This window comes from Salegentibacter salegens, assembly GCF_900142975.1.
GTDB classification, from domain to species: Bacteria; Bacteroidota; Bacteroidia; order Flavobacteriales; family Flavobacteriaceae; genus Salegentibacter; species Salegentibacter salegens.
In genome coordinates, this window is sequence record NZ_LT670848.1 from 1,019,315 (window position 1) to 1,041,413 (window position 22,099).

A 22,099-nucleotide genomic window follows, 5' to 3' on the forward strand; every position below is an offset into this window, starting at 1 on the left:
TTCAGCCTTTTTCGGGAATAGACTGTAAGTCTATTTTCCCAATAAAAAAAGGCCAGGGGGTTTGTGCTAATCTTTGTTTAATATCTTTTTTAAGTTTTCGGGTTTCGGCATATTCAATTAAAACAACAGAAACTTCATATTTATCGTACACCTCTTTAAGTTCGTTTAAAAGTTGCGTAAAAACATTTTCATCTCTTAATTGATATTTACCCTTCTGAAAATTATAATCTGAGGCAATACTTTCTTTGGCGACTGAATTTATAAATGGATGTGTATCTTTTATTATAGAAACACCTGCATTCTGCATTAAATGAATATTAGGATATACTATATTTAAAACCTGTAAAAAATCTAATAATGCTTCTTTCTTTTCTGGAGTAGGGCCAAATTTAGTATAGTTATCTATGTTGTCTAAGAACATTCCGTCCAGGCCTTTTTTCATATTATAGGAAGCTTTGAATAAGTAATGGTTTTTCTTTTATTTCTCTTTTCCGAGAATTTTTTTGGACTATTTTGCCTAAATCCTTGACTTTTGGCCAATTTTTTTCATCATTTTCGTTATTTTATTCCCTTTTTGTTCCAACACTGCGCACGTTCCCACGTTTTAGGCTTTCGAGAGCAGATAACTGGCCCGAAAAATATTGTACAGGATGCAGTTGAAGTCAAACCTTAATTCGTTCCTTGCCATTGTTTTAGCAACCGTTCTTTTGTAGTTCAACTTTTCCTTCAAATAGGCGAAAGGGTGTTCAACCTTGCATCTTATCTTTGATTTCTTCTTGTTGTTTTTCTTTTGCGTCGCGGAGAGTTTCCGCTTTCGTGTCCCTTTGTCCAGCATCCCGTAATAAACACCCTCTTTCCTGGCCTTTCGCTTGTCGGCAATAGTGCCATAGGCGCTATCGCCAAAAATCATCTGCTCATCGCCGCTAAGGAGTTCATCTTTTAGCTGGGAATCATGAGGACGTGCCGAAGTGAATGTCCTTTTCCTTATCAGCTCACTGCCCACATCGGTTCCAATATGACCTTTATAACCAAAATATTTCTTCCCCCGCTTTGCCGTGGATTGGGCATCGGTATCTATTTGCGCACTCGGGTGTTTTTCCAGTTCTTCCCGCCGCTCCTTGCTCAACGGCTTGGTGGTGGACTGAAGGATGGTGGCATCTACACTCGTTCCTTTTTTCAGCAACAAACCTTTTGATTCAAGACTGGCCAAGATCAAAGCAAACAACCCATCCATCAAGCCTTCCCGTACCAAGGCTTCTTTGAACCGCCATATGGTCGTGAAATCTGGCACCGTGGTAGTGTAGTTGATCCCTGCAAATTTTTGAAAACTCAAGCGGTCGTTGACCTGATCCTCCAGTTCCGGGTCGCTCAGGTTATACAGGTGCTGAAGAAAAAGCATTTTGACCTTAATGGAAAGATCGCGGTGCGGCGCTCCACCGATAACTTTATTGGTGTTGTCCACTGCCTGCACCAGATTGAAGACTTTGTCCCATTCCACCAAATTATTGATCTTGTTTAACTTGGAGGATACCCTGCTGGGCTTTCTACTGCGTCCCAATTCTATATCGGAAAAACTTAACTGGCTCATAGGAGATGGTTTTTGTAAAGCATGAAATTAGTGAAAACCAACCATGCACACAAATTTTTTATGCTATGTTTGTAAGGGGTTATGCAAAGGATTCTTATAATCAAAAATGGCCATTAAGACTTGACGAGTTTCTTCATTTTCAATATCTAAAATATAGCTATTCCATATTTCATTTTTTCCGAAGGTAAAATCTTTTATTTCAGGAAAATGAGCAGCAGCTTCATTAACTTCTCCCAGACTTATATAACCCAAAACCGTATTATTATTTTGTTTTAAAACAGCAATATCTTCACTATCAAAATGAGCACTTTCTATTACCACTAATTCGTATCCTGAAACTTCTGCGGGGTAAAAATCGCCATAAGTAAAAAGTATCTGTTTCTCCTGAGTAAGTTTTTGTGCGACTGACTGAGCAGTATTTAAACAGAGTGCTGTGGTAACCATAAGTATTTTAATAAGATGCATAGTAGTAATAGTCCTGATTTTTAAAGAAATTGTATGTTTCCCGTGTAGTAAGCATCGCAAATAGCAGAGATCCTACCAACATTCCCATAACGCTGTATTCATAAGAAACCCATCTACTTAATAAGACTCCAATTATAAAATTCACCAAAAAAGCGCTTATAATTGCTACAAGCGGTTTCCTATGTCGCCCCAGCGTATAAAGATATAGTACATTAAGCATCCCCAGGCTAAGAAATAAATAGCCTATACTTCCAAGAATACAAACTTTTATACTCAGCGGACTAAGAATTTCATCAAAACCCCTGGAATAACCCCAGGGTTGGGTAACAATAAGGTATAATAGTACAGCAATACCAGCGGCACTAATTGCAAATAAGCGTAAATGCTTAAAGTACATTCGTTTCATCTTGTCGTTGAAACTTTGAAAATCAGAATATTTTGTTTCAAGTTGATGAAAATCCATATGCCGTATATAAGAATGAATTGCATATTCCATCACCCCACCAAGCAGGAAGAAGATGAGGATGGCGAGATCCATTCCAATTTCATAATCCTTTTCGTAATAAATTATATAAGGAATATCTCTATTTAAGGTAGAGGACCAGGCAACAATCCTATCAAGGAAAACAAAAAGGAAAATAAATGTACCGTATAAAAAGTAGTTGAAATTACGGTATAACGAAAGCATCACTTTAGGTTTCTTTTTTACCGCTGTAAGATTTTTTAGTTTGAAATGAAAGAAAATATAGATATAACCAACTGAAATTAAAGACGCAACAAGAATCCCCGTCCAATGAATAAAATAGGGATGTAAATCGGTATAAAAATGAAGTAAAAGCGCCAGGGCCGTTCCTACAAAAACGCTTAAAGAAAGCATCCATCTTTGTTTTAATGCATATAGAGGCGCTAAAACCAGCAGAAGAAAACCTATGAAAAGCGCATAAATAAAAGTTATAACCACAAAAAGAAAACTATACAGCGGGATAACAAAATTTATGAGCAAAGAGAATATAAAGAAAGGGAGTGTTAGCTCAACTCTGTCTGCTTCTTCTCCCGGGGGTACCCCCGGGAGAAGAAAATTTTAGTTTTTCGTTTCATTGGTGGCTAAGTCCAACTCTAGCCGACCTTCAAATTTAATAGCTAATTGTTGAACTACCAAACCCCAGTTCTGCAGTGGGGCGTTCCATTTCTTTTCAATTCTTCTGGTAGCTAGGTAAACCAGCTTCAATAGTGCCATATCATTGGTAAAAGCGCCTTTGGTCTTGGTTACTTTTCTTACCTGCCGGTGAAAAGCCTCTACGGCATTTGTGGTGTATATGAGTTTTCTAATGGGTGCGGTATATTCAAAATAAGCACTCAATCGGTCCCAGTTATCATTCCAGGAACGGATCACTATGGGATATCTTTTGCCCCATTTTTCTTCCAGATCCAGTAAAGCCGATTCAGCCTGGTCTTTGGTGTCAGCCTTGTACACCAGTTTAAGGTCTTTCATAAAATCTTTTTGATCCTTACTGGCCACATACTTCATACTATTGCGGATCTGGTGGACAATACATAGCTGAATATCAGTCTTGGGATAAACAGAATGAATGGCTTCACTAAAGCCCGTAAGATTATCCGTACAGGCAATCAGAATATCTTTTAAGCCACGGTTGTTTAATTGGGTCAGCACCTGAAGCCAAAAATTGGCCCCTTCACTTTCCGAGATATACATACCCAGCACTTCCTTTCTTCCAGCTTTATTTATTCCTAAAATATTATACAAGGCCTTGTGCTTTACTTTGCCTTCTTCGCGTACCTTGAAGTGCATCGCGTCGAGCCATAGGATGCAATATACCGGCTCCAAGGGGCGATCCTGCCATTCCTTAACCTTGGGAATCACCCGGTCCGTAATATCACTTAGAACGTGTGTGGATATCTTGGAATCATACATTTCCTCTATATGAGCTGAGATATCCCGCAGGCTATTGCCCATCCCGTACATGCCTATAATCTGCTTTTCTAAATTATCGGCCAGGATACGCTGGCGTTTCGCTACGATCTCCGGCTCAAAGGTACTGTTACGATCCTGGGGCGTGTTAATGGTGACGTCCCCTTGGCTGCTCTTTAGGGTCTTTTTGCCTTTGCCATTACGCTTATTACCTGCTTTTGAGCCTTTTTCTTCATCGGAAAGGTGCGAAGACATTTCTGCTTCCAGGGCCTCTTCCATAAACTCCCTAAGCATTGGAGCAAAAGCGCCGTTTTTGCCGGTTAGGGATTCTCCTGATAAAAATTGTTTTAATGCTTTTTCCTTTAATTCCTTAATCTCTTCTTGTGTCATAATCTAGTCTAAAAATTTTAATTTAATTTTCAAAGTCTAGACAGACTTGAGATTACACCCTCTAAAGAAACCTAATATGGTAATCGTCCCATTTCTTATAATTTGTTTGGTAGAATACCGGGCCATATGGTAATCTTTATTATACCAATAATAAGAGACCTGTTTTCCTATAACCTGCACAAACCCCGCACTGGTAATAAAACCAATTATTACGCCCAGCACAACTGCAGTAGATTGCAGGTTATTAAAATGTGAATAGGTCCATAGCGAAAATCCAAAAAGAATTATAGCTACCACCTGCAGAAACACCGGAAATAGATGAAAAAGTCCCGAACTGTAATCTACAAGAAAGCGTTTGGTATTTTTTGTGGTAATATATTCGGTTAAGGCGAGTCTTTTATAAGTCTTAGCCTCAGCAACACGCTGATTATTATTCTTAAGGTTTGCCAGGGTTATAGCATCGTAAGCTTTATAAATATAGTTTGAAAGATGCATTATACTTTCAAACCCATAGTCTTCTTTTGCATCTATTTCCCTAATTCCAAAAGATTCTATTGTGGCGGCCACTACAAAAACATTCACAGGTTTGCCGTTACGTTCTTTAACCGCAACAACAAGTTTTGCAATAGCTTTAATTTGATCTTTATTCATTTTTAGGAAAAATCTTCAATCTTGGTAAGTTTCTTTTGGGTCTTCGGTATTTTTACAATATCATCATAAATTGCTTCATATTCACCAATAAACTTAGATAAGGTAAAGTTATTAAGCACTCGTTCCCGGGCATTTCTTCCCATACTCTTCCTTAAATCTTCATTTAAAAGCAATTTTAAGACATTGTGGCCAATTTCTTCGGCATCTTTTGGTTTACAGGTAAATCCGCAGCTATCGTCAAGCGCTTCTTTAACTCCGCCTACATCGGTAGAAACTACGGGAATACCACAACCCATAGACTCAATAACGGTATATGGAAATCCTTCAGAAATAGAAGTTAGAATAGAAATATCTCCTTCTAAGAAAACTTCTTGCGGGTTACTCCTTGGGCCCATCAGTTTAAAATTGTTAGCTTTGTTCTAAGATGAATATGTCTTATATTTGTGTAAAACTATATAGATATGATACCTTCAGATTTCAGGGATTTTTTCGTTAATAGTCCAGCGACTGTTCAACAAGAGATAGTGGCTTCGTTGCTATCATTGTCTTTGCAAGAAAGTGAAGTAAAGGACAGCAACGAGGCAAAAGCAGTTACCTGTCCTCATTGCTCAGAAAAGCGTGTTCGTGCCAATGGCAAGCTCAAAGGCGTTCAACGCTATGTTTGCAATGGCTGTAAGAAGAATTTCAGTGAGACCACAGGTAAGTTTTGGTATAATATAAAAAAGAAAGAGAAGTTAAATCGGTATTTATACTGTTTGTTGTCGGGCTACAGTATCAGGAAAAGTGCAGAAGAGACGGAGATATCAATTCAAACGTCCTTTGATTGGAGACATAAATTGCTCACGTCATTTTCCAGTGTTTCGGTAGAAGAGTTTCAGGGCATAGTCGAAAGCGATGACCTGTTCTTTGCCTACTCAGAAAAAGGAGGACGTCATTTAGGTAGAAAACCGAAAATGCGAGGAGAAAAAGCAAGCAAAGCAGGCATAAGTGATGAAAAAGTAGCTGTAGTGGCAACTTGTGATAGATCTGGAAACAAAGACTTTAAAGTGGCCACAAGAGGTCGTATCAGTAAAGAGGATCTGAATAGAATACTTAAAGGGAAACTTGATAAAGCTGACGTACTCTGCAGCGACAGCCATAGAAGTTATGGTGCTTTTGCAAAAGCCAACACAATTGCCCATAAAAAGTTCAACACCTCAAAGGGACAGCGAACCGTAGATAAGGTGTACCATGTCCAGAATGTAAACAATATGGATATGAGATTGAGAAAGTTCATGGATTCTTTCAATGGGGTAGCTACAAAATACTTACAGAATTACTTGAATTGGTTCTTGGTACTTGAAAAAATCAAGAACTCAACCAGTAAAATGGCAACAGTTACAGCCATTGCCTTTGCTTCAAATAGCGCATGGTACGAGTACAAACAACAACTATTCAATATGCTAATTAGAACTTAGCCAAATTGTTTTGTAATCCTAATTCAGTAATAAGTTCAAGACATCCTTTGGTATATTCGGGGACGGCATCATCATCACCATAGACCAGATATTGCACTTCTGGAATGTTTTTTTTAACTACTGCACAAGATCTAATCATGGTGAGAATATCTTTTAATTCAAAGATTCTCGCCAAAGCAACTACAGTAGGAATATCTTTTAAATGTGCAGGTTTAGGTCCTGGTTTAAAGACTTTGGGATCAATACCATTATAAATTATTCTGAATTTCTTTGGATCTGCTCCATACCATTTTTCCCATTTTTGATTGAATTTATTTACCGAAATAATTACCTCTGCCTTGTGGTAAACTAAGCGTGCAATGGCTTCAGAAAACCTAATAAGTAAACTCTTTAAAAAATATGGATATTCTGAATTATTAATGGCCAACAACCTTTCCCTTATAAAAACCCCATGTTCTGTTAAGATAATTGGGGTGCCATACTTGTAATTCGCAATAAGTGCAGGGATTACCGGGAAACCGCTAAGGGTTAAATGAGATACATCTACCTTTGGAATATTTACAATGGCTAGAGGTATTAAAAACCTGTAAATCCATCGTAATCCAATGGTAATATCTATTAAAGATGCATCAGGGTTACGCTCTCCAATAATAAATTTGGCGAGGGTATCGCGGTAAGTTTGCCAAACCTGTTCATTTCTAATGGTTTCTTTGTAATCATAATCTTCAAAATAAAACCAGAGTTGGTGAAAAATTATATCCAGATCTTCTATATCACGATCATCGCTATAAATAAACTCCAGTAAACTTTTAAAAATAGGAATAAACTTTTGAGCTACCACTTCATCATTGGTCCACTCCTTTTTTGCCACGGTTTTATAATATTCTTCGCCGTAACTTATATAATCATAAGGCTCATCTGGTGTCCAAAGTGGTACCTGTATCACCTCGCTAATATTATCGCTTAGTTTATACTTATATTCCTTCTCAAAAGAAGCGTTTATAGAATATAGTTTAAAGTCTACATTGCTAACCCTGTTACATAGAATATGTGCCCAGGTAGAAACGCCACCTCCATTAAAAGGATAGGTGCCTTCTAAAATAAGCAATACAGATGGTTTCGCCATTAATAATGTTTTGGGCCAAAAATATGTTAAAAATCAATTACTTAAAAAAATGGTGTCCCAAATTTTAAATATAAACCAAAATTATAAATTGTTTAAATAGAATAACAATCCTACTATAAAGCGTAATTTATTGAATCTAATTTAACTTATCTTTGCTCGAAATCATCACATTGCTATGAACTTCCTGAAAATAGGGACCCATATACTATGCTGCTTATTGTTTTCCTGCGACGAACACTCGGCTCAGGAGGCAAATAAGAATATTGATTACCGCCAGGAAATGCGGGAGTTTGTTATTGAAATAAGTGAAACTGCAAAAGCTGAAAATCCTAACTTCATAGTTATTCCACAAAACGGCGTTCAGCTTGTTTCCAAAGAATGTAATTCTCAAAAAATTCCTGCTTTAGATTATTTAAACGCTATAGATGCTGTAGGCCAGGAAGATCTTTTCTATGGTCTCCCTAAAATAAACAAAATCACTCCTAAGGCAGATAATACCTACCTAAGGAAATACCTTGATCTGGCAAAAAACCATGGCAAGCAAGTATTGGTAACAGATTATTGTTCTAGTTTCAAACTCATGAAGAATTCTTACCGGCTTAGTGAGGAAAACAAGTATACATCTTTCGCAGCGCCACGGCGGGACCTGGATAAAATTCCTGCATACCCGGTTTTTAATGAAAATAATGAAGATATAAACGCTCTTGCTGAAGCTAAAAACTTCTTATACCTATTGAATTACGCTGAATATTCTAACAAACAAGATCTAATTGCTGAACTTGCTTTCACCAATTATGACCTTATTATTATGGATCTTTTCTATAATAACGAAGCATTTACTGCTGAAGACATTAAAAAATTAAAGAAGAAAAAAAATGGTGGCGACCGCTTAGTCATATCCTATATGTCTATTGGTGAAGCCGAAGATTACCGTTTCTACTGGGAAGACAAATGGAGTTCTAATTACCCAAATTGGCTTGTTGAAGAAAATCCCGAGTGGGAAGGAAATTTTAAGGTAGAATACTGGAAAGGGAATTGGAAGAAAATGATCTACGGAAACGAAAGCGCTTACCTCACTAAAATAATCGATGCCGGTTTTGACGGAGTTTACCTTGATATTATAGACGGTTATCAGTATTTTGAAGCCCAGGAATAATTTTTAATTCTACACTAATCTAAGCTCCAAATTTTAAAACAATTCGGGCAAATAAGTATCTTTGGGAAAACTCCTGTTTCTCAATGAACGATTATTTACTCTTTGCTTTCATTTTTCTTGCACTCTTGCTCGGACTTTACTTTGGAAAACTAATTTCAGGATTAAAAAGTAAAAATAAAGAAGCTATTCTCGAAGAAAAAAACAATCAATTATCACTTCAAATTGAAGATCTTAAGAGTCATATAAATAGTAATTTAGAAAATTACAAAACTGAATTATCAGATTATAAAAATACACTTCACTTACAAACTGAAAAACTCGAAAAAGAACGTGAAGAAATTCGAAGAGAGAAAGATTTTTTAAATACAGAACTCACCCGCCGCAATGCCGAATTTGAAAATTTAGAGCTTAGAAATAAGGAGCAAAAAACCGAAGTGGAACAACTTCAGCGAAAATTTGAAAAAGAATTTGAAAACCTGGCCAATAAAATTTTAGAACAAAAATCTGAGAAATTCACCCTTCAGAATAAAGAAAACATTCAGAATATATTAAATCCTTTACAGGAAAAAATTCTGCATTTTGAAAAACGAATTGAAGAAGGGAATAAAGAAAGTATAGATCGTCACGCGATGCTGCGACAGCAAATTATTGGTTTAAAAGAGCTTAACCAACAAATGAGCAAGGAAGCCACCAATCTCACCAAAGCGCTTAAAGGCGATACAAAAACGCAGGGCAATTGGGGCGAAATGATCCTGGAACGGGTCTTAGAACGCAGCGGACTCCAAAAAGGCAGCGAATACAGCGTGCAGCAAAGTTTTACCAATGCCGAAGGAAAAAGAGTTTTACCCGATGTGGTAATCAATCTTCCAGGTGATAAAAAAATGATTGTAGATTCTAAAGTTTCTTTGAACGCCTACGAACGCTTCAGCAATGAAACCGAAGAGAATGAAAGACAACAACATTTAAAAAATCATCTTAGCGCTATTCGAAATCGTGTGAACGAACTTGGCAGTAAGAATTACCACCAGTTATACCAGATGGAAAGCCCCGATTTCGTCTTGCTTTTTATCCCTATTGAAGCTGCGTTTGCAGTGGCATCAAACGAATATCCGGGGTTGTATTCTGAAGCTTTTGATAAAAATATAATTATCGTTACACCCACTACCCTGCTTGCAGTACTCAAGACCATAGACAGTATGTGGCAAAACGAAAAACAAAAGCAAAACGCCATTGCCATCGCGACCCAGGCCGGCGCTTTATACGATTCGTTTTCCGCTTTAACCGAAGAATTGACTAAAATTGGAAGGCAGCTGGGAACTGTTCAAAATTCTTACGAAGGCGCGATGAAAAAACTCACCGGAAAAGGAAATTTACTCCGGCGTGTAGAAAAACTTAAAAAACTTGGTGCTAAGGCCAGTAAACAAATAGATCCTAAAATGCTATCGGTTATGGATGAGGAAGAAATTGAAGATAATAATGTATAATAATCACTATCCTGCTAGATTTTGAAAACCTTGTAGGTTTATTTCTAATACATTGAAGAAAATAAAACCATCAAATAATATGAAAATCACTACAAAGTCATTCGTAAGCTTTTTAGTTTTCAGCTTTTCTATACTAAATATTTCAGCGCAGGATATTTATTTTCCTGAAACCGGAACCTGGGAAGAAAAAGATCCAAAATCTTTCAATTTAGATTTTTCAAAAGCAATTGAGTTTGCGGAAGCTAATGAATATTCAGAATCTAAAGATCTACGACAGGCAATTTTAAAAGGCTTTCAACACGAACCTTATCACGAAATCTTAGGGCCAACAAAACGACGTGGCGGCCCGGCAGGAATGATCTTAAAAGATGGCTACCTTGTTGCGCAATGGGGCGACATCAAACGTGTAGATATGACCTTTAGCGTCACTAAAAGTTTTCTTTCTACCACTGCCCTGCTCGCTTTAGACAAAAATCTGATCGTTGATGTTGAAGATCCCGTAATCAATTATATTTGGGACGATACTTTTGAAGGTGAACATAACTCAAAAATCACCTGGAAACATTTATTGGAGCAAAACTCTGATTGGAGCGGAGAACTATGGGGTTCTTACGATTGGGCTGACAGGCCCTCACACGAAGAAGGAATAGACGATTGGAAGAATCGTGACCTCCACGAACCCGGAACACACTTTAAATACAACGATGTTCGGGTAAATGTGCTCGCCTATTCTTTACTCAATGTTTTTAGAAAACCGCTTCCCACGGTTTTAAAAGAAGAAATTATGAGCCCAATTAACGCTTCATCGAGCTGGCGTTGGTTTGGATATGATAATTCCTGGACTACCATAGACGGTTTCAAAATGCAGTCGGTTAGTGGTGGCGGGCATTCCGGGGGCGGAATGTTCATCAATACCGAAGATATGGCGCGTTTTGGATTGCTCTTTATGAATAACGGAAATTGGAACGGAGAACAATTAATTGCGGAAAATCTTATTGAAGAGGCGGTACAGCCTTCAGCCACTAATCCTAATTATGGATATATGTGGTGGTTAAATGCCGATGGACCGAGACAATGGAAAAACGTAGATAAAAACATATTTTATGCGGCTGGTTTCGGCGGAAATTTTATTATTGTAGATCGTAAAGAAAACCTGGTAATTGTAACCCGCTGGCTGGAACCTTCTAAAATAGAAGAATTCGTTCAGAAAATTTATAATTAAAATTATGAAAAAAACACTTTTTGGCATTTTGGGAGCAATAGTTTTGCTTTTTCTGGCCTGGTTTGCTTTTATCTATTTTGTGCCTTATAGTGAGGGTACAAGAAGTGGCGAACTCATAAAATTCAGTAAAAAAGGTGTGATTTCGAAAACCTGGGAAGGAGAAATAAGCCAGGGAATTAGTGGCGCCCAGATCTTTCAATTTTCAGTTTTAGACAGCAATCAAGAAGAAATTGAAGCGCTGCAGGAGAACGAAGGCAATTACGTTAGGCTTAAATATGTTGAGCGTTACGCAACTTTTTTCTTTTGGGGCGATACCAAATATTTTATAACCGAAGTAGAGCAAGCCGAATCCCCTCATTTTAGAGATAGATAATTTATGACCAAATTTAAACACGTAAAAGATTCACAGGTAGACATTTCAGAATTAATGTTGCCTTCCCATTCAAATTTCAACGGAAAAATTCACGGGGGCTACGTGCTCTCCCTTATGGACCGCATTGCATTTGCCTGCGCCTCTAAACATTCTGGTGCCTATTGCGTTACTGCCAGTGTAGATACTGTAGATTTCCTGAAACCTATAGAAATTGGCGAATTGGTTACTATGAAGGCTTCGGTTAATTACGTTGGCAATAGTTCTATGGTGATTGGGATTCGAGTGGAAGCCGAAAATATTAGGACCGGCGAGGTAAAACACTGTAATTCTTCTTATTTTACGATGGTAGCCAAAACCGAAGATGGAAAATCACTGCAGGTTCCCGGCTTAATTCTCACCAACGAGCACGATATTCGGAGGTTTGCAAAGAGCATAAAACGTAATAAAATGAAGCTGAATCGTAAACAGGAATTCCACGAGACCGATTTTTCTTCAAAAGAATATGTGCATTTACTGGAAAAATATAAGGTTAAAATAGAGCAGTAAAAATTGAAGTTCAACGGATTTATAGCGGCAATTTTTGTAGCGATAATTATCGCCTATCTATTTCCTGAAGGAATAGTGCTTTTTCCGCTTAAAACCATTACCGATATTGGGATTGGTTTTATTTTCTTTTTCTACGGGTTAAAATTATCTCCAGCTGAATTCAAATTGGGATTTCTGAATTACAAAACTCATATCGTAATTCAGCTAACCACCTTTGTGGTTTTTCCTTTATTGACGCTTCTTTGTTTACCGCTGTTTGAAACAGGTACAAATTCAGATCTTTGGATTGCGCTGTTTTTTCTGGGGACGCTGCCCTCTACCGTTTCTTCTTCTATTGTAATGGTTTCACTGGCAAAAGGAAATTTGCCAACCGCTATTTTCAATGCAAGTCTTTCAGGTTTAATCGGAATTTTTGCGACGCCAATTTGGTTGAGTTTCTTCTTAAGTGGAAGCGCCGATTTTGAATTTTTAGACGTGCTTATAAAGCTTTGCTGGCAAATAATTATCCCGTTAATTCTTGGATTATTTCTGCAGAAATTTCTTGGGGATTTAGCAAGAAAACACAGTAAAAAATTGGGCTTATTAGATAAAACAACTATTATACTAATTGTTTACTCAAGCTTTAGTAACTCATTCACCTCCAATATATTTGGAAATGTAGAAACAGTCGATTTACTTAAGCTTACTGGTATAGTTATTTTACTATTTGTCGTGGTTTACTTTGGACTTGGATTGCTTTGTAATTTTTTAGGATTCAACCTAAAAGACAAAATCACTGCACAGTTTTGCGGAACTAAAAAATCCCTGGTTCACGGCTCTGTAATGGTAAAAGTAATCTTTGGAAATTCAGCAAACACCGGGCTTCTACTTCTACCCATTATGATCTATCACTCGCTGCAATTAATACTGATCGCTTTTTATGCGGAAAAATATAGAAAGCGGGTTTTGCAAATTGAAACTTCAGAAAAAGCCTTATAGATAATAAGTTGCAATTTCAGTATTATTTAAATCTCGATTTCCGAATAAAAATACATCAATGGTAACTTGGTTCAGACTTTATCCCGAATTGTTTTCGGGAATCTAACATGAGGCAAAGATTTACTTAAATTAAACCTCCGAACAAATTTCGGAGCAAGCTCTGAAACAAGTCCAGGGTGAAGCCAATTTTATAAGTAAAGTGCGATTTCAGTAATATTGATCGTAAAAAAGATCCAACCCAGAATAAGTAAAAGTCCGCCAAGAGGAGTTACTGGCCCCAAAATCTTAATCTTTTTTCCTGCGGAATCGCTAAGAGTAAGACCATAAATACTAAAGGAAAACAAAAAAATCCCAATTATAAAAAACCAGGCAATTAGCTGCTGCGAGATCCCAATAAACGGAAAAACAATTCCGGAGATAATAAGCATAATCGCGTGATACATTTGGTATTTCACTCCCGTTTCAAAGCTTTTTAGCTGTTCTTCAGAAAAACGTTTCTTTAAAGCGTGTGCTCCAAAAGCACCAAAAACTACAGCAAGTGTGCCGTAAATTCCCCCGATTATAAGGACAAGTTCCTTCATATATTTTTATATAAATTCTGTAAGATTAATTGCCAAATTAAAAAACCTACAAGGATTAAAACCTTGCAGGCTTTTTAGTTTATTAGGTTTCTAAAAAAGTAATATAAGCGTCATTCTGAATTTATTTCAGAATCTAAGATATTGATAGACTAAAACATGTTAGAAGCTGAAACAAGTTCAGCTTGACGTACTTTACCAGCCTCACTTTTCTAAATTCAATTCTTATTTACTCAAATACATCTTCCTCCTACTATAAAGATCGTAGAAGGCATCATCTTTAAGACTATCTATAAAAAGGATACTTTCTCCTGTACTCTTCATTTCGGGCCCAAGTTGCTTGTTCACTTTATGGAACTTATTGAAAGAAAATACAGGTTGTTTTATGGCGTAACCATCCAATTGCGGATTAAAGTTAAAATCTTTCACCTTTTTATGTCCCAGCATTACTTTGGTCGCGTAATTTACATAAGGTTCTTTATAAGCCTTAGCGATAAACGGCACCGTTCTGGATGCCCTTGGATTGGCTTCAATGATATAAACCATATCATCTTTTATCGCGAACTGAATATTGATTAATCCAACTGTGTTAAGCGCTAGAGCGATTTTATGGGTATGATCTTTAATTTGCTGCATCACAAGGTCTCCAAGGTTAAATGGTGGAAGCACCGCGTTAGAATCACCTGAGTGGATTCCACAAGGTTCAATATGCTCCATAATTCCTATAATATGAACATCTTCACCATCACAAATCGCATCAGCTTCAGCTTCTATGGCGCCATCTAAGTAGTGATCCAGCAATAATTTATTATTCGGAATTTTTCGAAGTAAATCTACCACGGTTTCTTCAAGCTCATCTTTATTGATCACGATCTTCATTCCCTGGCCACCCAATACATAAGAAGGTCTTACCAGGATCGGAAAATCAAGCTCATCGGCAAGAGCCAGTGCTTCCTCTGCTGTTTCAGCGGTTCCAAATTCAGGATAAGGAATGTCGTTGGCCTGAAGCAATTTTGAAAAACTTCCGCGATCTTCTGCAAGATCTAAAGCTTCGTAACTGGTTCCCATAATTTTAATTCCGTAGCGGTCTAATTTTTCAGCTAATTTCAGGGCGGTTTGCCCACCAAGCTGAACGATCACACCTTCCGGTTTTTCGTGGCGAATTATATCATAAATATGTTCCCAGAAAACCGGTTCGAAATAAAGTTTATCGGCAATATCAAAATCGGTTGAAACCGTTTCAGGATTACAGTTAATCATTATAGTTTCATAACCACATTCTGAAGCGGCAAGAACACCGTGAACACAACTGTAATCAAACTCAATTCCCTGGCCTATTCTATTTGGACCTGAACCAAGAACTACAATCTTTTTCTTCTCGCTCACTTTGCTTTCGTTATCTACGTAACGTTTTCCATCTGGAGTTTCAATTTCGGCTTCAAAAGTGGAATAATAATAAGGAGTTTCAGCTTTAAATTCAGCCGCACAGGTATCCACAAGTTTGTAAACCCTATTTATTCCTAAATCTACACGTTTGTTGTAAACTTCACTTTCTAAACAATCCAGCATATGCGCTATTTGTCTATCGGCAAAACCTTTTTGTTTTGCTTCTAGCAACAAATCTTTAGGCAGGGACTCTTTATCAAATTTAGAAATCTCTACATCTAAAGCGTAAAGTTCTTCGTATTGCCTTAAGAACCACATATCTATTTTAGTGATCTCGTGGATGCGACTTAGCGGAATTCCCGCCTGTATCGCATCATAGATCACAAATACACGGTCCCAGCTGGCATAGGTAAGTTTTTCTATAATTTCGTCGTACTTGGTATGGCTTTTTCCGTCAGCTCCAAGTCCGTTTCTTTTAATTTCAAGAGATTGTGTGGCTTTATGAAGTGCTTCCTGGAACGAACGTCCAATTCCCATCACTTCTCCTACAGATTTCATTTGCAGGCCTAAAGTGCGATCTGCACCTTCAAATTTATCGAAATTCCAACGCGGAATTTTAACGATCACATAATCTAAAGTTGGTTCGAATAACGCTGAAGTAGATTTAGTAATCTGGTTTTCAAGTTCATCTAAATTATAACCAATTGCCAGTTTTGTTGCAATTTTCGCAATTGGATATCCTGTTGCTTTAGAGGCCAAAGCTGAAGATCTGGAAACCCTTGGGTTAATTTCTATCGCTATAATATCTTCTTTTTCGTCTGGACTTACGGCAAACTGCACATTACATCCACCGGCAAAATCGCCAATATTGCGCATCATTTTTATGGCCATATCACGCATACGCTGGTAAGTAGTGTCGCTTAAAGTCATTGCAGGCGCTACCGTAATTGAATCCCCGGTATGGATTCCCATAGGATCCATATTCTCTATAGAACAAATAATTACCACATTATCGTTCTTATCTCTTAGAAGTTCTAACTCATACTCTTTCCAGCCTAAAAGGGCTTTATCGATTAATACCTCGTGAATTGGCGAAGCTTCTAAACCATAAGTAAGCTTCTCGTCAAATTCTTCGGGGCCGTGTACAAACGAAGCTCCACTTCCGCCTAAAGTAAAAGAAGCTCTAATTACTAAAGGAAAACCAAACTCCTGGGCAACTTCTTTTCCCTGAAGGTAAGAAGTCACTGTTTTTGCGGGAGCTACGGGAATACCTATTCTCCCCATAAGTTGTTTAAACTTCTCGCGATCTTCGGTAATATTAATGGCGTCTATATCTACTCCTATTAATTTGATTCCGAAATCTTCCCAAATCCCCTTTTCATCGGCTTCTATACAGAGATTTAAAGCAGTTTGACCACCCATTGTTGGTAGAACAGCATCTATATTGGGATGCGCTTTTAGAATTTCTACAATAGATTTTGTGGTTAAAGGTTTCAGGTAGACGTGATCTGCCATAGACGGATCTGTCATTATCGTTGCCGGATTGGAATTGAGCAGGATAGTTTCTATCCCATCTTCACGTAAAGAACGTAAGGATTGAGTTCCGGCATAATCAAATTCGCAGGCCTGGCCTATAATAATAGGTCCTGAGCCAATAATAAGGATACTTTTAAGGTTGTTGTTTTTGGGCATTTTATCAGGATTGTAGCATATTAAACATAAAAGTAAGGAAGCGATTGGATATAAAAAAAGGCGTTACTAAAAAAGTAACACCTTTAAATATTTTAAAACCTAATTCTCATTAGTGCTTATGTCTGTTTTCAGAAGAGACAGATATTTTCTTTCTTCCTTTAGCCCTTCTTCTGGCGAGGACTTTTCTTCCGTTTGCACTAGCCATTCTTTCTCGAAAACCGTGCTTGTTCTTTCTTTTTCTCTTGGATGGTTGAAACGTTCTTTTCATTTTAAATATCTTTAAATCTTCTGAATAATCGTTTTTATAGCTCTCTGTAAAACTGCGTGCAAATATACAAAGCTTTTTAACTATTACAAGAGGTAATTTAAATTATTTTTAATTGTTTTTCTTACCTTTGCCGCTTCCTAAATAAATGCATTTATGTTTAATAAGAATATCAAGTTAGTTTTAGCAGGAGCTGTATTAGGCCTTGCCATTTGGCAGTTTGTAGAAGGAAACATTGGTAATGGTATCATGTTCGTTCTACTTTCTTTAATTTTTGTGTTCCTGTATTTTAAAAACGAAATGATATTGCTTGCTTTTCTAAGACTTAGAAAACAAGATTTCCCCGGAGCAAAAAAATGGCTAGACCGAATTAAAAATCCGGAAACTGCCCTTACACAAAAACAACAGGGTTACTATTGGTACTTGCACGGCCTTATGGTTTCACAAACCAATATTACCCAGGCTGAAAAGTTCTTTAAACGCGCCATTAAATTAGGCCTCGCAATGGATCAGGATTTGGCAATGGCCAAACTTAACCTTGCCGGAATCTCGATGACTAAACGTCGAAAAAGAGAAGCTACCAATTTACTTGCTGAAGCTAAAAAACTGGATAAGCACGGCATGCTTAAAGACCAGATTAAGATGATGAAGCAACAAATGAAAAAAATCTAATATTTAGATAAATTTAGTTAATTTCAGCTTTCTTTAATTTTTCCGCAACTTTTAGCCAAAATATTGACCCTTCAGCGATAATATTTCAGTGCTAGTTTCTTCCGAAGTATCTTTGTTTTAACTTAACAGAACAAAGTGCATGAAGAGACTTTTACTCCTCTTTTTTATAATTTTCGGCTTAAATATTCAGGCCCAGACAGAGAAAAGCGATAAGCTTTATTTCTCTGACGCACTTGTTATGCATTTGCCCAAATATAACCAAGAAGCAAAAGCCGCCTACAGGCACCGGCAGTTTGAGGAAGCCGACAGGTTATTTGAAAACTTCGTTACCACTAAACTTAAAGGAACTTATATAGATAATTTTAAATTTCTAAATCTAAAAGAAAAAGAAGTTGCCTTATACGATTATAAAAAGCCTGTTTATTTACTAACCTATGCTTCATGGTGCATTCCGGGAAAAGGCGAAATACCTGCGCTAAACGAACTTGCCGATAAATACCGGGATAAAATTGATTTTGTAATCCTGTTTTGGGATAAAAAAGAAACCGCCAGGAAACTTTCTAAGCAATTCAATTCGCATATTAATGTATTATATGTAGATGAAACCAGGAACAACCATTCTTATGTAGTAGAAAACCTGAAACATTCTTTAGGTTTACCAACTTGTTATTTAATTGCCGGGGACCGCGAAATTATGGATATTAAAAGAAGTATTTTTTATCCCTATAATTTATCTAAAGAAAAATCTTTTGAGCTTAATTACGAGGCGATTAATTCGGCGATTACCAATAACCTTATCGGAAATTCTAAAAATAAGGAACCGGTAAAATGGAGTGCCATTGCTCCTGATTAATTAGAGTAAAGGTGCCCATAGCCTTGCCAAAGCTTCCCTTATTTTTTCTAATGCCGGCCGTTGCATCCATTCCTCGATAGTTAATTTGGTAGTCTCTTTAAGGTCATTTTTGTAGACCTCGGTCATTTCTTCAGCAACCTCTTTATCATATAAAAAAGCATTGATCTCAAAGTTGATATCAAAACTGCGATTATCAAGATTACAGGAGCCAATACTCGTTAACACCCCGTCTACCACCATAGTTTTAGCATGAACCATCCCTTTATGATAATGAAAAACCTGCACTCCAGATTCTAATAATTTTTCGATATATGAATTAGTAGCATAACGAGCAATTACCGAATCTCCTTTTTCAGGAATAATAATTTTAACCTCCACTCCTATTCTACTTGCCATACATAATGCGGTAAGAATTTGATTGTTTGGGATAAAATAGGGTGTAGTAATATAAATATATTTATCGGCTGTGTTTATGGCGGTTAGAATGGCTTCCATAATATTCTGCCAATCGGTATCGGGACCGCTGGCAGCAATTTGAACCGCTGTTCTCTGAGGTATATCAATCTTCGGAAAAAACTCGTCCTCAACTTTTAATTCCTTTCCGCTAATAAAATTAAAATTGAGCAGAAATTGCGCCTGTAAAGATTTTACCGCGTGGCCTTCAATTCTTAAATGCGTGTCTCGCCAAAAAAGTTTTTCTTTTGGATTTTCTTCAAAATTCACATATTCATCACAAATATTAATTCCCCCAATAAAACCTATATTACCGTCTATAATTGCCATTTTTCTATGGTTTCGGTAATTTAATTTACGGGTTAGATTGGGAAACCAAACCGGCATAAAAGGAAAAATTTCAATCCCACAGGATTTCATTTTCTTTACCGCTTTAGAAGAAAGTCGGCTTGCTACATAATCATAACTTACCCTTATTTTCACCCCTTCTTCAGCTTTCTCACATAGCAATAAGATAAGTCGGTTGCCTATTCTACCGCTATTAAAAATATAATATTCAATGTGAATATGGTGCTGGGCTTTCTTAATGTCATTAAATAAGGCTGAGAACTTATTTTCGCCATTTATAAGGACACTGGCTTTATTTTTAAAAGTAACCGGCTTCTTTTGATTATTCTGAAGTAAATGAACTAGTTTTATCTTTTGCGCTATGCAGTCCTGGTCTAAATCTATAAGATCCTGATCTTTCAGGATAAGTTTATCTTCCCAATGTTGTATAATCTTTTGGTCGTAAAGCTTTTTTCTATTAAATAACTTACTTTTTCTAAATTCCTGGGCAAAAAAGTAATAGACCAGCAGGCCTATAACCGGCAATACAAAAAGTGCAAATATTAGAGAGATACTTTTTACAGGCTCCCTGAAATGCATTAATTCGTAACCGGCCGTTATAAAAACGATTAAAAAATTGACAGATAAAAGAACCCACCAAAAATTATCCAGAAAAACATTCATTTACTTTACGGCGGTATAAGTATTTTCTTCAGGAATCTTAATCTCGTATTCCTTTCTGGAAGCATTATTTAAATGTGCTTCCCTAAGCCAGGGATTATGAATTTTTAGAATCTTATAATTGATATCGAACTGATGTGCAAAATCGGCGAAATCTTTAACCACAGTATCAACCTTTACTGTTCTGGTTGGAATATGCTTATAAAGATGTTTTTCTTCAAAATTGAATCCGTATTCTTCAGGATTGCTTAAAATTTCTTTTAGCGCTAAAATTCTAAACATATATCTTCCGGTTTCTTCTCCCAGCAATAATTCGTAATAATTATCTACTTTTTGGCGATCCAATTGTCTTTCAACACCCCTGTTACCGGCATTATAGGCTGCAGCGGCCATCGTCCAGGTTCCAAATTTCTCCTTAGATTTTTTCAGATAATCGGCTGCTACTCTGGTAGATTTTTCAATATGGTAACGCTCGTCTACGTTTCCGTTTATTTCCAAACCATAATCTTTACCTGTGCCTTCCATAATTTGCCAAAAACCTTTGGCTCCTGCGGGAGAAACTGCCTGGGTTAATCCGCTTTCAATTACAGCCAGGTATTTAAAATCGTCTGGCACGCCTTCTTCCTTCAGAATAGGTTCTATGATTGGGAAATATTGATTGGCACGCTTTATTAAAAGCAAAGCGTTAGATTGCCAGTAGGTATTTACCAGCAATTCCCTATCCATCCTTTCATAAATATCAGGATCGTTTATAGGCACTTCTTCTCCCGCAAAGTTTATATTTTCGGGCATTGGGAGGGCGTAGATATTATAATCTTTTACCGGCCGCTCTTTTTGATTAGCTTCAGCAGATTCATTGCTATTTTCGCTTCCGGTTTCCGGAGACTGTTGGGCAGCTTGTATACTTACAAACACAATAGTGAAAAGTCCCACTATAACTAATGCAGTTTTTAAAATTTTCATATTAATTCAATTTTTTATTTTTCTCTTCAATTTTTCCTGAAAGGATTATTTCAGGAAGGTACTTATTAAACCAACGGTAACGATTCAAAATCATTATATGAGTCCCGCCTTTTACCGTAATACATTCCGGAATATATTTTATAGGAAAAATCTCATCTTTATCGCCGTGAATATGAACAATACCTTTTTGAGCTTTTGCGCAATTCCATAAAACCATATTTTCTATAGCCCAATCTAAATAACGCTGATTCCTAACCGAAAGATATTGCCGGTAAAGTTTTGCTCTTTTTTTTATAAAATCTCCTACCGCAATTTTTTCAAAATGATCTACATAATCCAGTAAACTGGTGGGAATTAGTTTAAACAAGCCGGTACTCGCGGCATAGCGCATGCGCCTTGGCAACTCTTCCCTGCATTTTACACTAGAAATTATAATAAGCCTTTTAAGCTTAAGACTCTTTGCCATTTCCTGAACAATAATCCCGCCAAAAGAAACTCCAATTAATACCGCGTTATCGTGCTCTACATATTTATTCATGCGGCCGGCGTAATTTTTTAGACTTTCATCTTTTTTAGGAATCATCCATTCTAAAAAATGGATTTTAAAACGATCTTCGGGGAGTTTTATAAACTCAAAAATGGAAGAATTAGCAGCCATACCAGGCATAAAATAAACATGAATCAACTGGTTTTCTTCAGTCATTTTAACAAGTATATAACACTTAACATTGGCTTAATGCCGTAAATTTACGTAAGAAGTGAATTTTGAAATATTCTAACTATTATATTCGAATGTTTCATTTAAATACTCCCAAAGCTTGTCTCTGGGTAGTTTTCACTTCAAAATTACTGCTATTTATTTG

Annotated in this window: 23 protein-coding genes; 9 read left to right on the forward strand and 14 right to left on the reverse strand. The window is 36.9% G+C overall.

The genetic code is table 11. From position 1 onward, the window contains the following. Window position 1 precedes the first annotated feature (1 nt). The 7 genes from B5488_RS04570 to B5488_RS04600 form a co-directional block, all read right to left on the reverse strand. Window positions 2-442, reverse strand: a complete 441-nt coding sequence (locus B5488_RS04570) for an endo alpha-1,4 polygalactosaminidase (protein ID WP_079734188.1) — start codon at window positions 440-442, stop codon at window positions 2-4. A 162-nt stretch (window positions 443-604) separates the two neighbouring features. Further along, on the reverse strand, window positions 605-1,588 hold the full coding sequence (locus B5488_RS04575; RefSeq protein ID WP_079733655.1) for an IS5 family transposase: 984 nt from the start codon (window positions 1,586-1,588) through the stop codon (window positions 605-607). A 63-nt stretch (window positions 1,589-1,651) separates the two neighbouring features. Beyond that, the gene (locus tag B5488_RS04580) at window positions 1,652-2,032 is read right to left on the reverse strand and encodes an endo alpha-1,4 polygalactosaminidase (RefSeq protein ID WP_146128806.1); all 381 of its coding nucleotides are present in this window, start codon (window positions 2,030-2,032) and stop codon (window positions 1,652-1,654) included. 7 nt (window positions 2,033-2,039) lie between these two features. Then, a complete protein-coding gene (locus tag B5488_RS04585; RefSeq protein ID WP_079734190.1) occupies window positions 2,040-2,930 on the reverse strand; it encodes a hypothetical protein in 891 nt (296 codons plus the stop codon). A gap of 204 nt (window positions 2,931-3,134) precedes the next feature. Beyond that, window positions 3,135-4,373: an IS256 family transposase gene (locus B5488_RS04590; RefSeq protein WP_079733433.1), complete on the reverse strand. Its 1,239-nt coding sequence runs from the start codon at window positions 4,371-4,373 to the stop codon at window positions 3,135-3,137. A gap of 36 nt (window positions 4,374-4,409) precedes the next feature. Further along, window positions 4,410-5,024, reverse strand: a complete 615-nt coding sequence (locus B5488_RS04595; RefSeq protein WP_079734191.1) for a hypothetical protein — start codon at window positions 5,022-5,024, stop codon at window positions 4,410-4,412. Window positions 5,025-5,026: 2 nt separating this feature from the next. Next, on the reverse strand, window positions 5,027-5,422 hold the full coding sequence (locus tag B5488_RS04600; RefSeq protein ID WP_262507354.1) for a glycosyltransferase: 396 nt from the start codon (window positions 5,420-5,422) through the stop codon (window positions 5,027-5,029). A 63-nt stretch (window positions 5,423-5,485) separates the two neighbouring features. On the opposite strand from B5488_RS04600, the gene B5488_RS04605 reads away from it, so the two are divergent. Continuing rightward, entirely contained in the window at window positions 5,486-6,481 is a 996-nt protein-coding gene (locus B5488_RS04605; RefSeq protein WP_079733415.1) for an IS1595 family transposase, read from the forward strand. Here B5488_RS04605 and pelF read toward each other — a convergent pair. Beyond that, window positions 6,471-7,607, reverse strand: a complete 1,137-nt coding sequence (pelF, locus tag B5488_RS04610; protein ID WP_231919807.1) for a GT4 family glycosyltransferase PelF — start codon at window positions 7,605-7,607, stop codon at window positions 6,471-6,473. The genes B5488_RS04605 and pelF overlap by 11 nt on opposite strands. A gap of 175 nt (window positions 7,608-7,782) precedes the next feature. On the opposite strand from pelF, the gene B5488_RS04615 reads away from it, so the two are divergent. The 6 genes from B5488_RS04615 (at window position 7,783) to B5488_RS04640 (ending at window position 13,366) form a co-directional block, all read left to right on the forward strand. Next, entirely contained in the window at window positions 7,783-8,763 is a 981-nt protein-coding gene (locus B5488_RS04615) for an endo alpha-1,4 polygalactosaminidase (RefSeq protein ID WP_079734193.1), read from the forward strand. A gap of 83 nt (window positions 8,764-8,846) precedes the next feature. Then, the gene (gene rmuC, locus B5488_RS04620) at window positions 8,847-10,247 is read left to right on the forward strand and encodes a DNA recombination protein RmuC (RefSeq protein ID WP_079734194.1); all 1,401 of its coding nucleotides are present in this window, start codon (window positions 8,847-8,849) and stop codon (window positions 10,245-10,247) included. Window positions 10,248-10,326: 79 nt separating this feature from the next. Continuing rightward, complete coding sequence (locus tag B5488_RS04625) at window positions 10,327-11,469, forward strand: serine hydrolase domain-containing protein (RefSeq protein WP_079734195.1); 1,143 nt, start codon at window positions 10,327-10,329, stop codon at window positions 11,467-11,469. A gap of 4 nt (window positions 11,470-11,473) precedes the next feature. Continuing rightward, window positions 11,474-11,842, forward strand: a complete 369-nt coding sequence (locus tag B5488_RS04630; protein WP_079734196.1) for a 6-phosphogluconate dehydrogenase — start codon at window positions 11,474-11,476, stop codon at window positions 11,840-11,842. 3 nt (window positions 11,843-11,845) lie between these two features. After that, on the forward strand, window positions 11,846-12,388 hold the full coding sequence (locus B5488_RS04635) for an acyl-CoA thioesterase (RefSeq protein WP_079734197.1): 543 nt from the start codon (window positions 11,846-11,848) through the stop codon (window positions 12,386-12,388). Window positions 12,389-12,391: 3 nt separating this feature from the next. Then, window positions 12,392-13,366 (forward strand): bile acid:sodium symporter family protein, encoded by a 975-nt coding sequence (locus tag B5488_RS04640; RefSeq protein ID WP_079734198.1) that lies wholly within the window; start codon window positions 12,392-12,394, stop codon window positions 13,364-13,366. Between the two features lie 188 nt (window positions 13,367-13,554). Here the strand turns inward: B5488_RS04640 and B5488_RS04645 are convergent, their stop codons facing one another. The 3 genes from B5488_RS04645 to rpmH all read right to left on the reverse strand — a co-directional run bounded on the left by B5488_RS04645 (window position 13,555) and on the right by rpmH (window position 17,290). Next, window positions 13,555-13,947, reverse strand: a complete 393-nt coding sequence (locus B5488_RS04645; RefSeq protein WP_079734199.1) for a DUF423 domain-containing protein — start codon at window positions 13,945-13,947, stop codon at window positions 13,555-13,557. Between the two features lie 222 nt (window positions 13,948-14,169). After that, window positions 14,170-17,022: a carbamoyl-phosphate synthase large subunit gene (gene carB / locus B5488_RS04650; protein WP_079734200.1), complete on the reverse strand. Its 2,853-nt coding sequence runs from the start codon at window positions 17,020-17,022 to the stop codon at window positions 14,170-14,172. Between the two features lie 109 nt (window positions 17,023-17,131). Further along, window positions 17,132-17,290 carry a 50S ribosomal protein L34 gene (rpmH, locus tag B5488_RS04655; protein ID WP_075327124.1) on the reverse strand — a complete coding sequence of 53 codons (159 nt, stop codon included), beginning with the start codon at window positions 17,288-17,290 and terminating at the stop codon, window positions 17,132-17,134. 153 nt (window positions 17,291-17,443) lie between these two features. Here rpmH and B5488_RS04660 point away from each other — a divergent pair, with 153 nt between their 5' ends. Both B5488_RS04660 and B5488_RS04665 read left to right on the forward strand, forming a co-directional pair. Next, entirely contained in the window at window positions 17,444-17,959 is a 516-nt protein-coding gene (locus tag B5488_RS04660) for a hypothetical protein (RefSeq protein ID WP_079734201.1), read from the forward strand. Between the two features lie 139 nt (window positions 17,960-18,098). Next, on the forward strand, window positions 18,099-18,812 hold the full coding sequence (locus B5488_RS04665) for a TlpA family protein disulfide reductase (RefSeq protein WP_079734202.1): 714 nt from the start codon (window positions 18,099-18,101) through the stop codon (window positions 18,810-18,812). Here the strand turns inward: B5488_RS04665 and cls are convergent, their stop codons facing one another. The 3 genes from cls to B5488_RS04680 are packed head-to-tail and all read right to left on the reverse strand — an operon-like array spanning window position 18,813 to window position 21,939. Further along, a complete protein-coding gene (cls, locus tag B5488_RS04670; RefSeq protein ID WP_079734203.1) occupies window positions 18,813-20,276 on the reverse strand; it encodes a cardiolipin synthase in 1,464 nt (487 codons plus the stop codon). Further along, a complete protein-coding gene (locus tag B5488_RS04675) occupies window positions 20,277-21,236 on the reverse strand; it encodes a lytic transglycosylase domain-containing protein (protein ID WP_079734204.1) in 960 nt (319 codons plus the stop codon). Between the two features lies 1 nt (window position 21,237). Next, window positions 21,238-21,939 carry an alpha/beta fold hydrolase gene (locus tag B5488_RS04680; RefSeq protein ID WP_079734205.1) on the reverse strand — a complete coding sequence of 234 codons (702 nt, stop codon included), beginning with the start codon at window positions 21,937-21,939 and terminating at the stop codon, window positions 21,238-21,240. Between the last annotated feature and the right edge of the window lie 160 nt (window positions 21,940-22,099).

What these genes read in the sequence shown, in the direction of transcription:
- B5488_RS04570 (WP_079734188.1), bottom strand. Translation starts at nt 442, where the DNA reads ATGAAAAAAGGCCTGGACGGAATGTTCTTAGACAACATAGATAACTAT.
- B5488_RS04575 (WP_079733655.1), bottom strand. Translation starts at nt 1,588, where the DNA reads ATGAGCCAGTTAAGTTTTTCCGATATAGAATTGGGACGCAGTAGAAAG.
- B5488_RS04580 (WP_146128806.1), bottom strand. Translation starts at nt 2,032, where the DNA reads ATGGTTACCACAGCACTCTGTTTAAATACTGCTCAGTCAGTCGCACAA.
- B5488_RS04585 (WP_079734190.1), bottom strand. Translation starts at nt 2,930, where the DNA reads ATGCTTTCTTTAAGCGTTTTTGTAGGAACGGCCCTGGCGCTTTTACTT.
- B5488_RS04590 (WP_079733433.1), bottom strand. Translation starts at nt 4,373, where the DNA reads ATGACACAAGAAGAGATTAAGGAATTAAAGGAAAAAGCATTAAAACAA.
- B5488_RS04595 (WP_079734191.1), bottom strand. Translation starts at nt 5,024, where the DNA reads ATGAATAAAGATCAAATTAAAGCTATTGCAAAACTTGTTGTTGCGGTT.
- B5488_RS04605 (WP_079733415.1), top strand. Translation starts at nt 5,486, where the DNA reads ATGATACCTTCAGATTTCAGGGATTTTTTCGTTAATAGTCCAGCGACT.
- pelF (WP_231919807.1), bottom strand. Translation starts at nt 7,607, where the DNA reads ATGGCGAAACCATCTGTATTGCTTATTTTAGAAGGCACCTATCCTTTT.
- B5488_RS04615 (WP_079734193.1), top strand. Translation starts at nt 7,783, where the DNA reads ATGAACTTCCTGAAAATAGGGACCCATATACTATGCTGCTTATTGTTT.
- rmuC (WP_079734194.1), top strand. Translation starts at nt 8,847, where the DNA reads ATGAACGATTATTTACTCTTTGCTTTCATTTTTCTTGCACTCTTGCTC.
- B5488_RS04625 (WP_079734195.1), top strand. Translation starts at nt 10,327, where the DNA reads ATGAAAATCACTACAAAGTCATTCGTAAGCTTTTTAGTTTTCAGCTTT.
- B5488_RS04630 (WP_079734196.1), top strand. Translation starts at nt 11,474, where the DNA reads ATGAAAAAAACACTTTTTGGCATTTTGGGAGCAATAGTTTTGCTTTTT.
- B5488_RS04635 (WP_079734197.1), top strand. Translation starts at nt 11,846, where the DNA reads ATGACCAAATTTAAACACGTAAAAGATTCACAGGTAGACATTTCAGAA.
- B5488_RS04645 (WP_079734199.1), bottom strand. Translation starts at nt 13,947, where the DNA reads ATGAAGGAACTTGTCCTTATAATCGGGGGAATTTACGGCACACTTGCT.
- carB (WP_079734200.1), bottom strand. Translation starts at nt 17,022, where the DNA reads ATGCCCAAAAACAACAACCTTAAAAGTATCCTTATTATTGGCTCAGGA.
- rpmH (WP_075327124.1), bottom strand. Translation starts at nt 17,290, where the DNA reads ATGAAAAGAACGTTTCAACCATCCAAGAGAAAAAGAAAGAACAAGCAC.
- B5488_RS04660 (WP_079734201.1), top strand. Translation starts at nt 17,444, where the DNA reads ATGTTTAATAAGAATATCAAGTTAGTTTTAGCAGGAGCTGTATTAGGC.
- B5488_RS04665 (WP_079734202.1), top strand. Translation starts at nt 18,099, where the DNA reads ATGAAGAGACTTTTACTCCTCTTTTTTATAATTTTCGGCTTAAATATT.
- cls (WP_079734203.1), bottom strand. Translation starts at nt 20,276, where the DNA reads ATGAATGTTTTTCTGGATAATTTTTGGTGGGTTCTTTTATCTGTCAAT.
- B5488_RS04675 (WP_079734204.1), bottom strand. Translation starts at nt 21,236, where the DNA reads ATGAAAATTTTAAAAACTGCATTAGTTATAGTGGGACTTTTCACTATT.
- B5488_RS04680 (WP_079734205.1), bottom strand. Translation starts at nt 21,939, where the DNA reads ATGACTGAAGAAAACCAGTTGATTCATGTTTATTTTATGCCTGGTATG.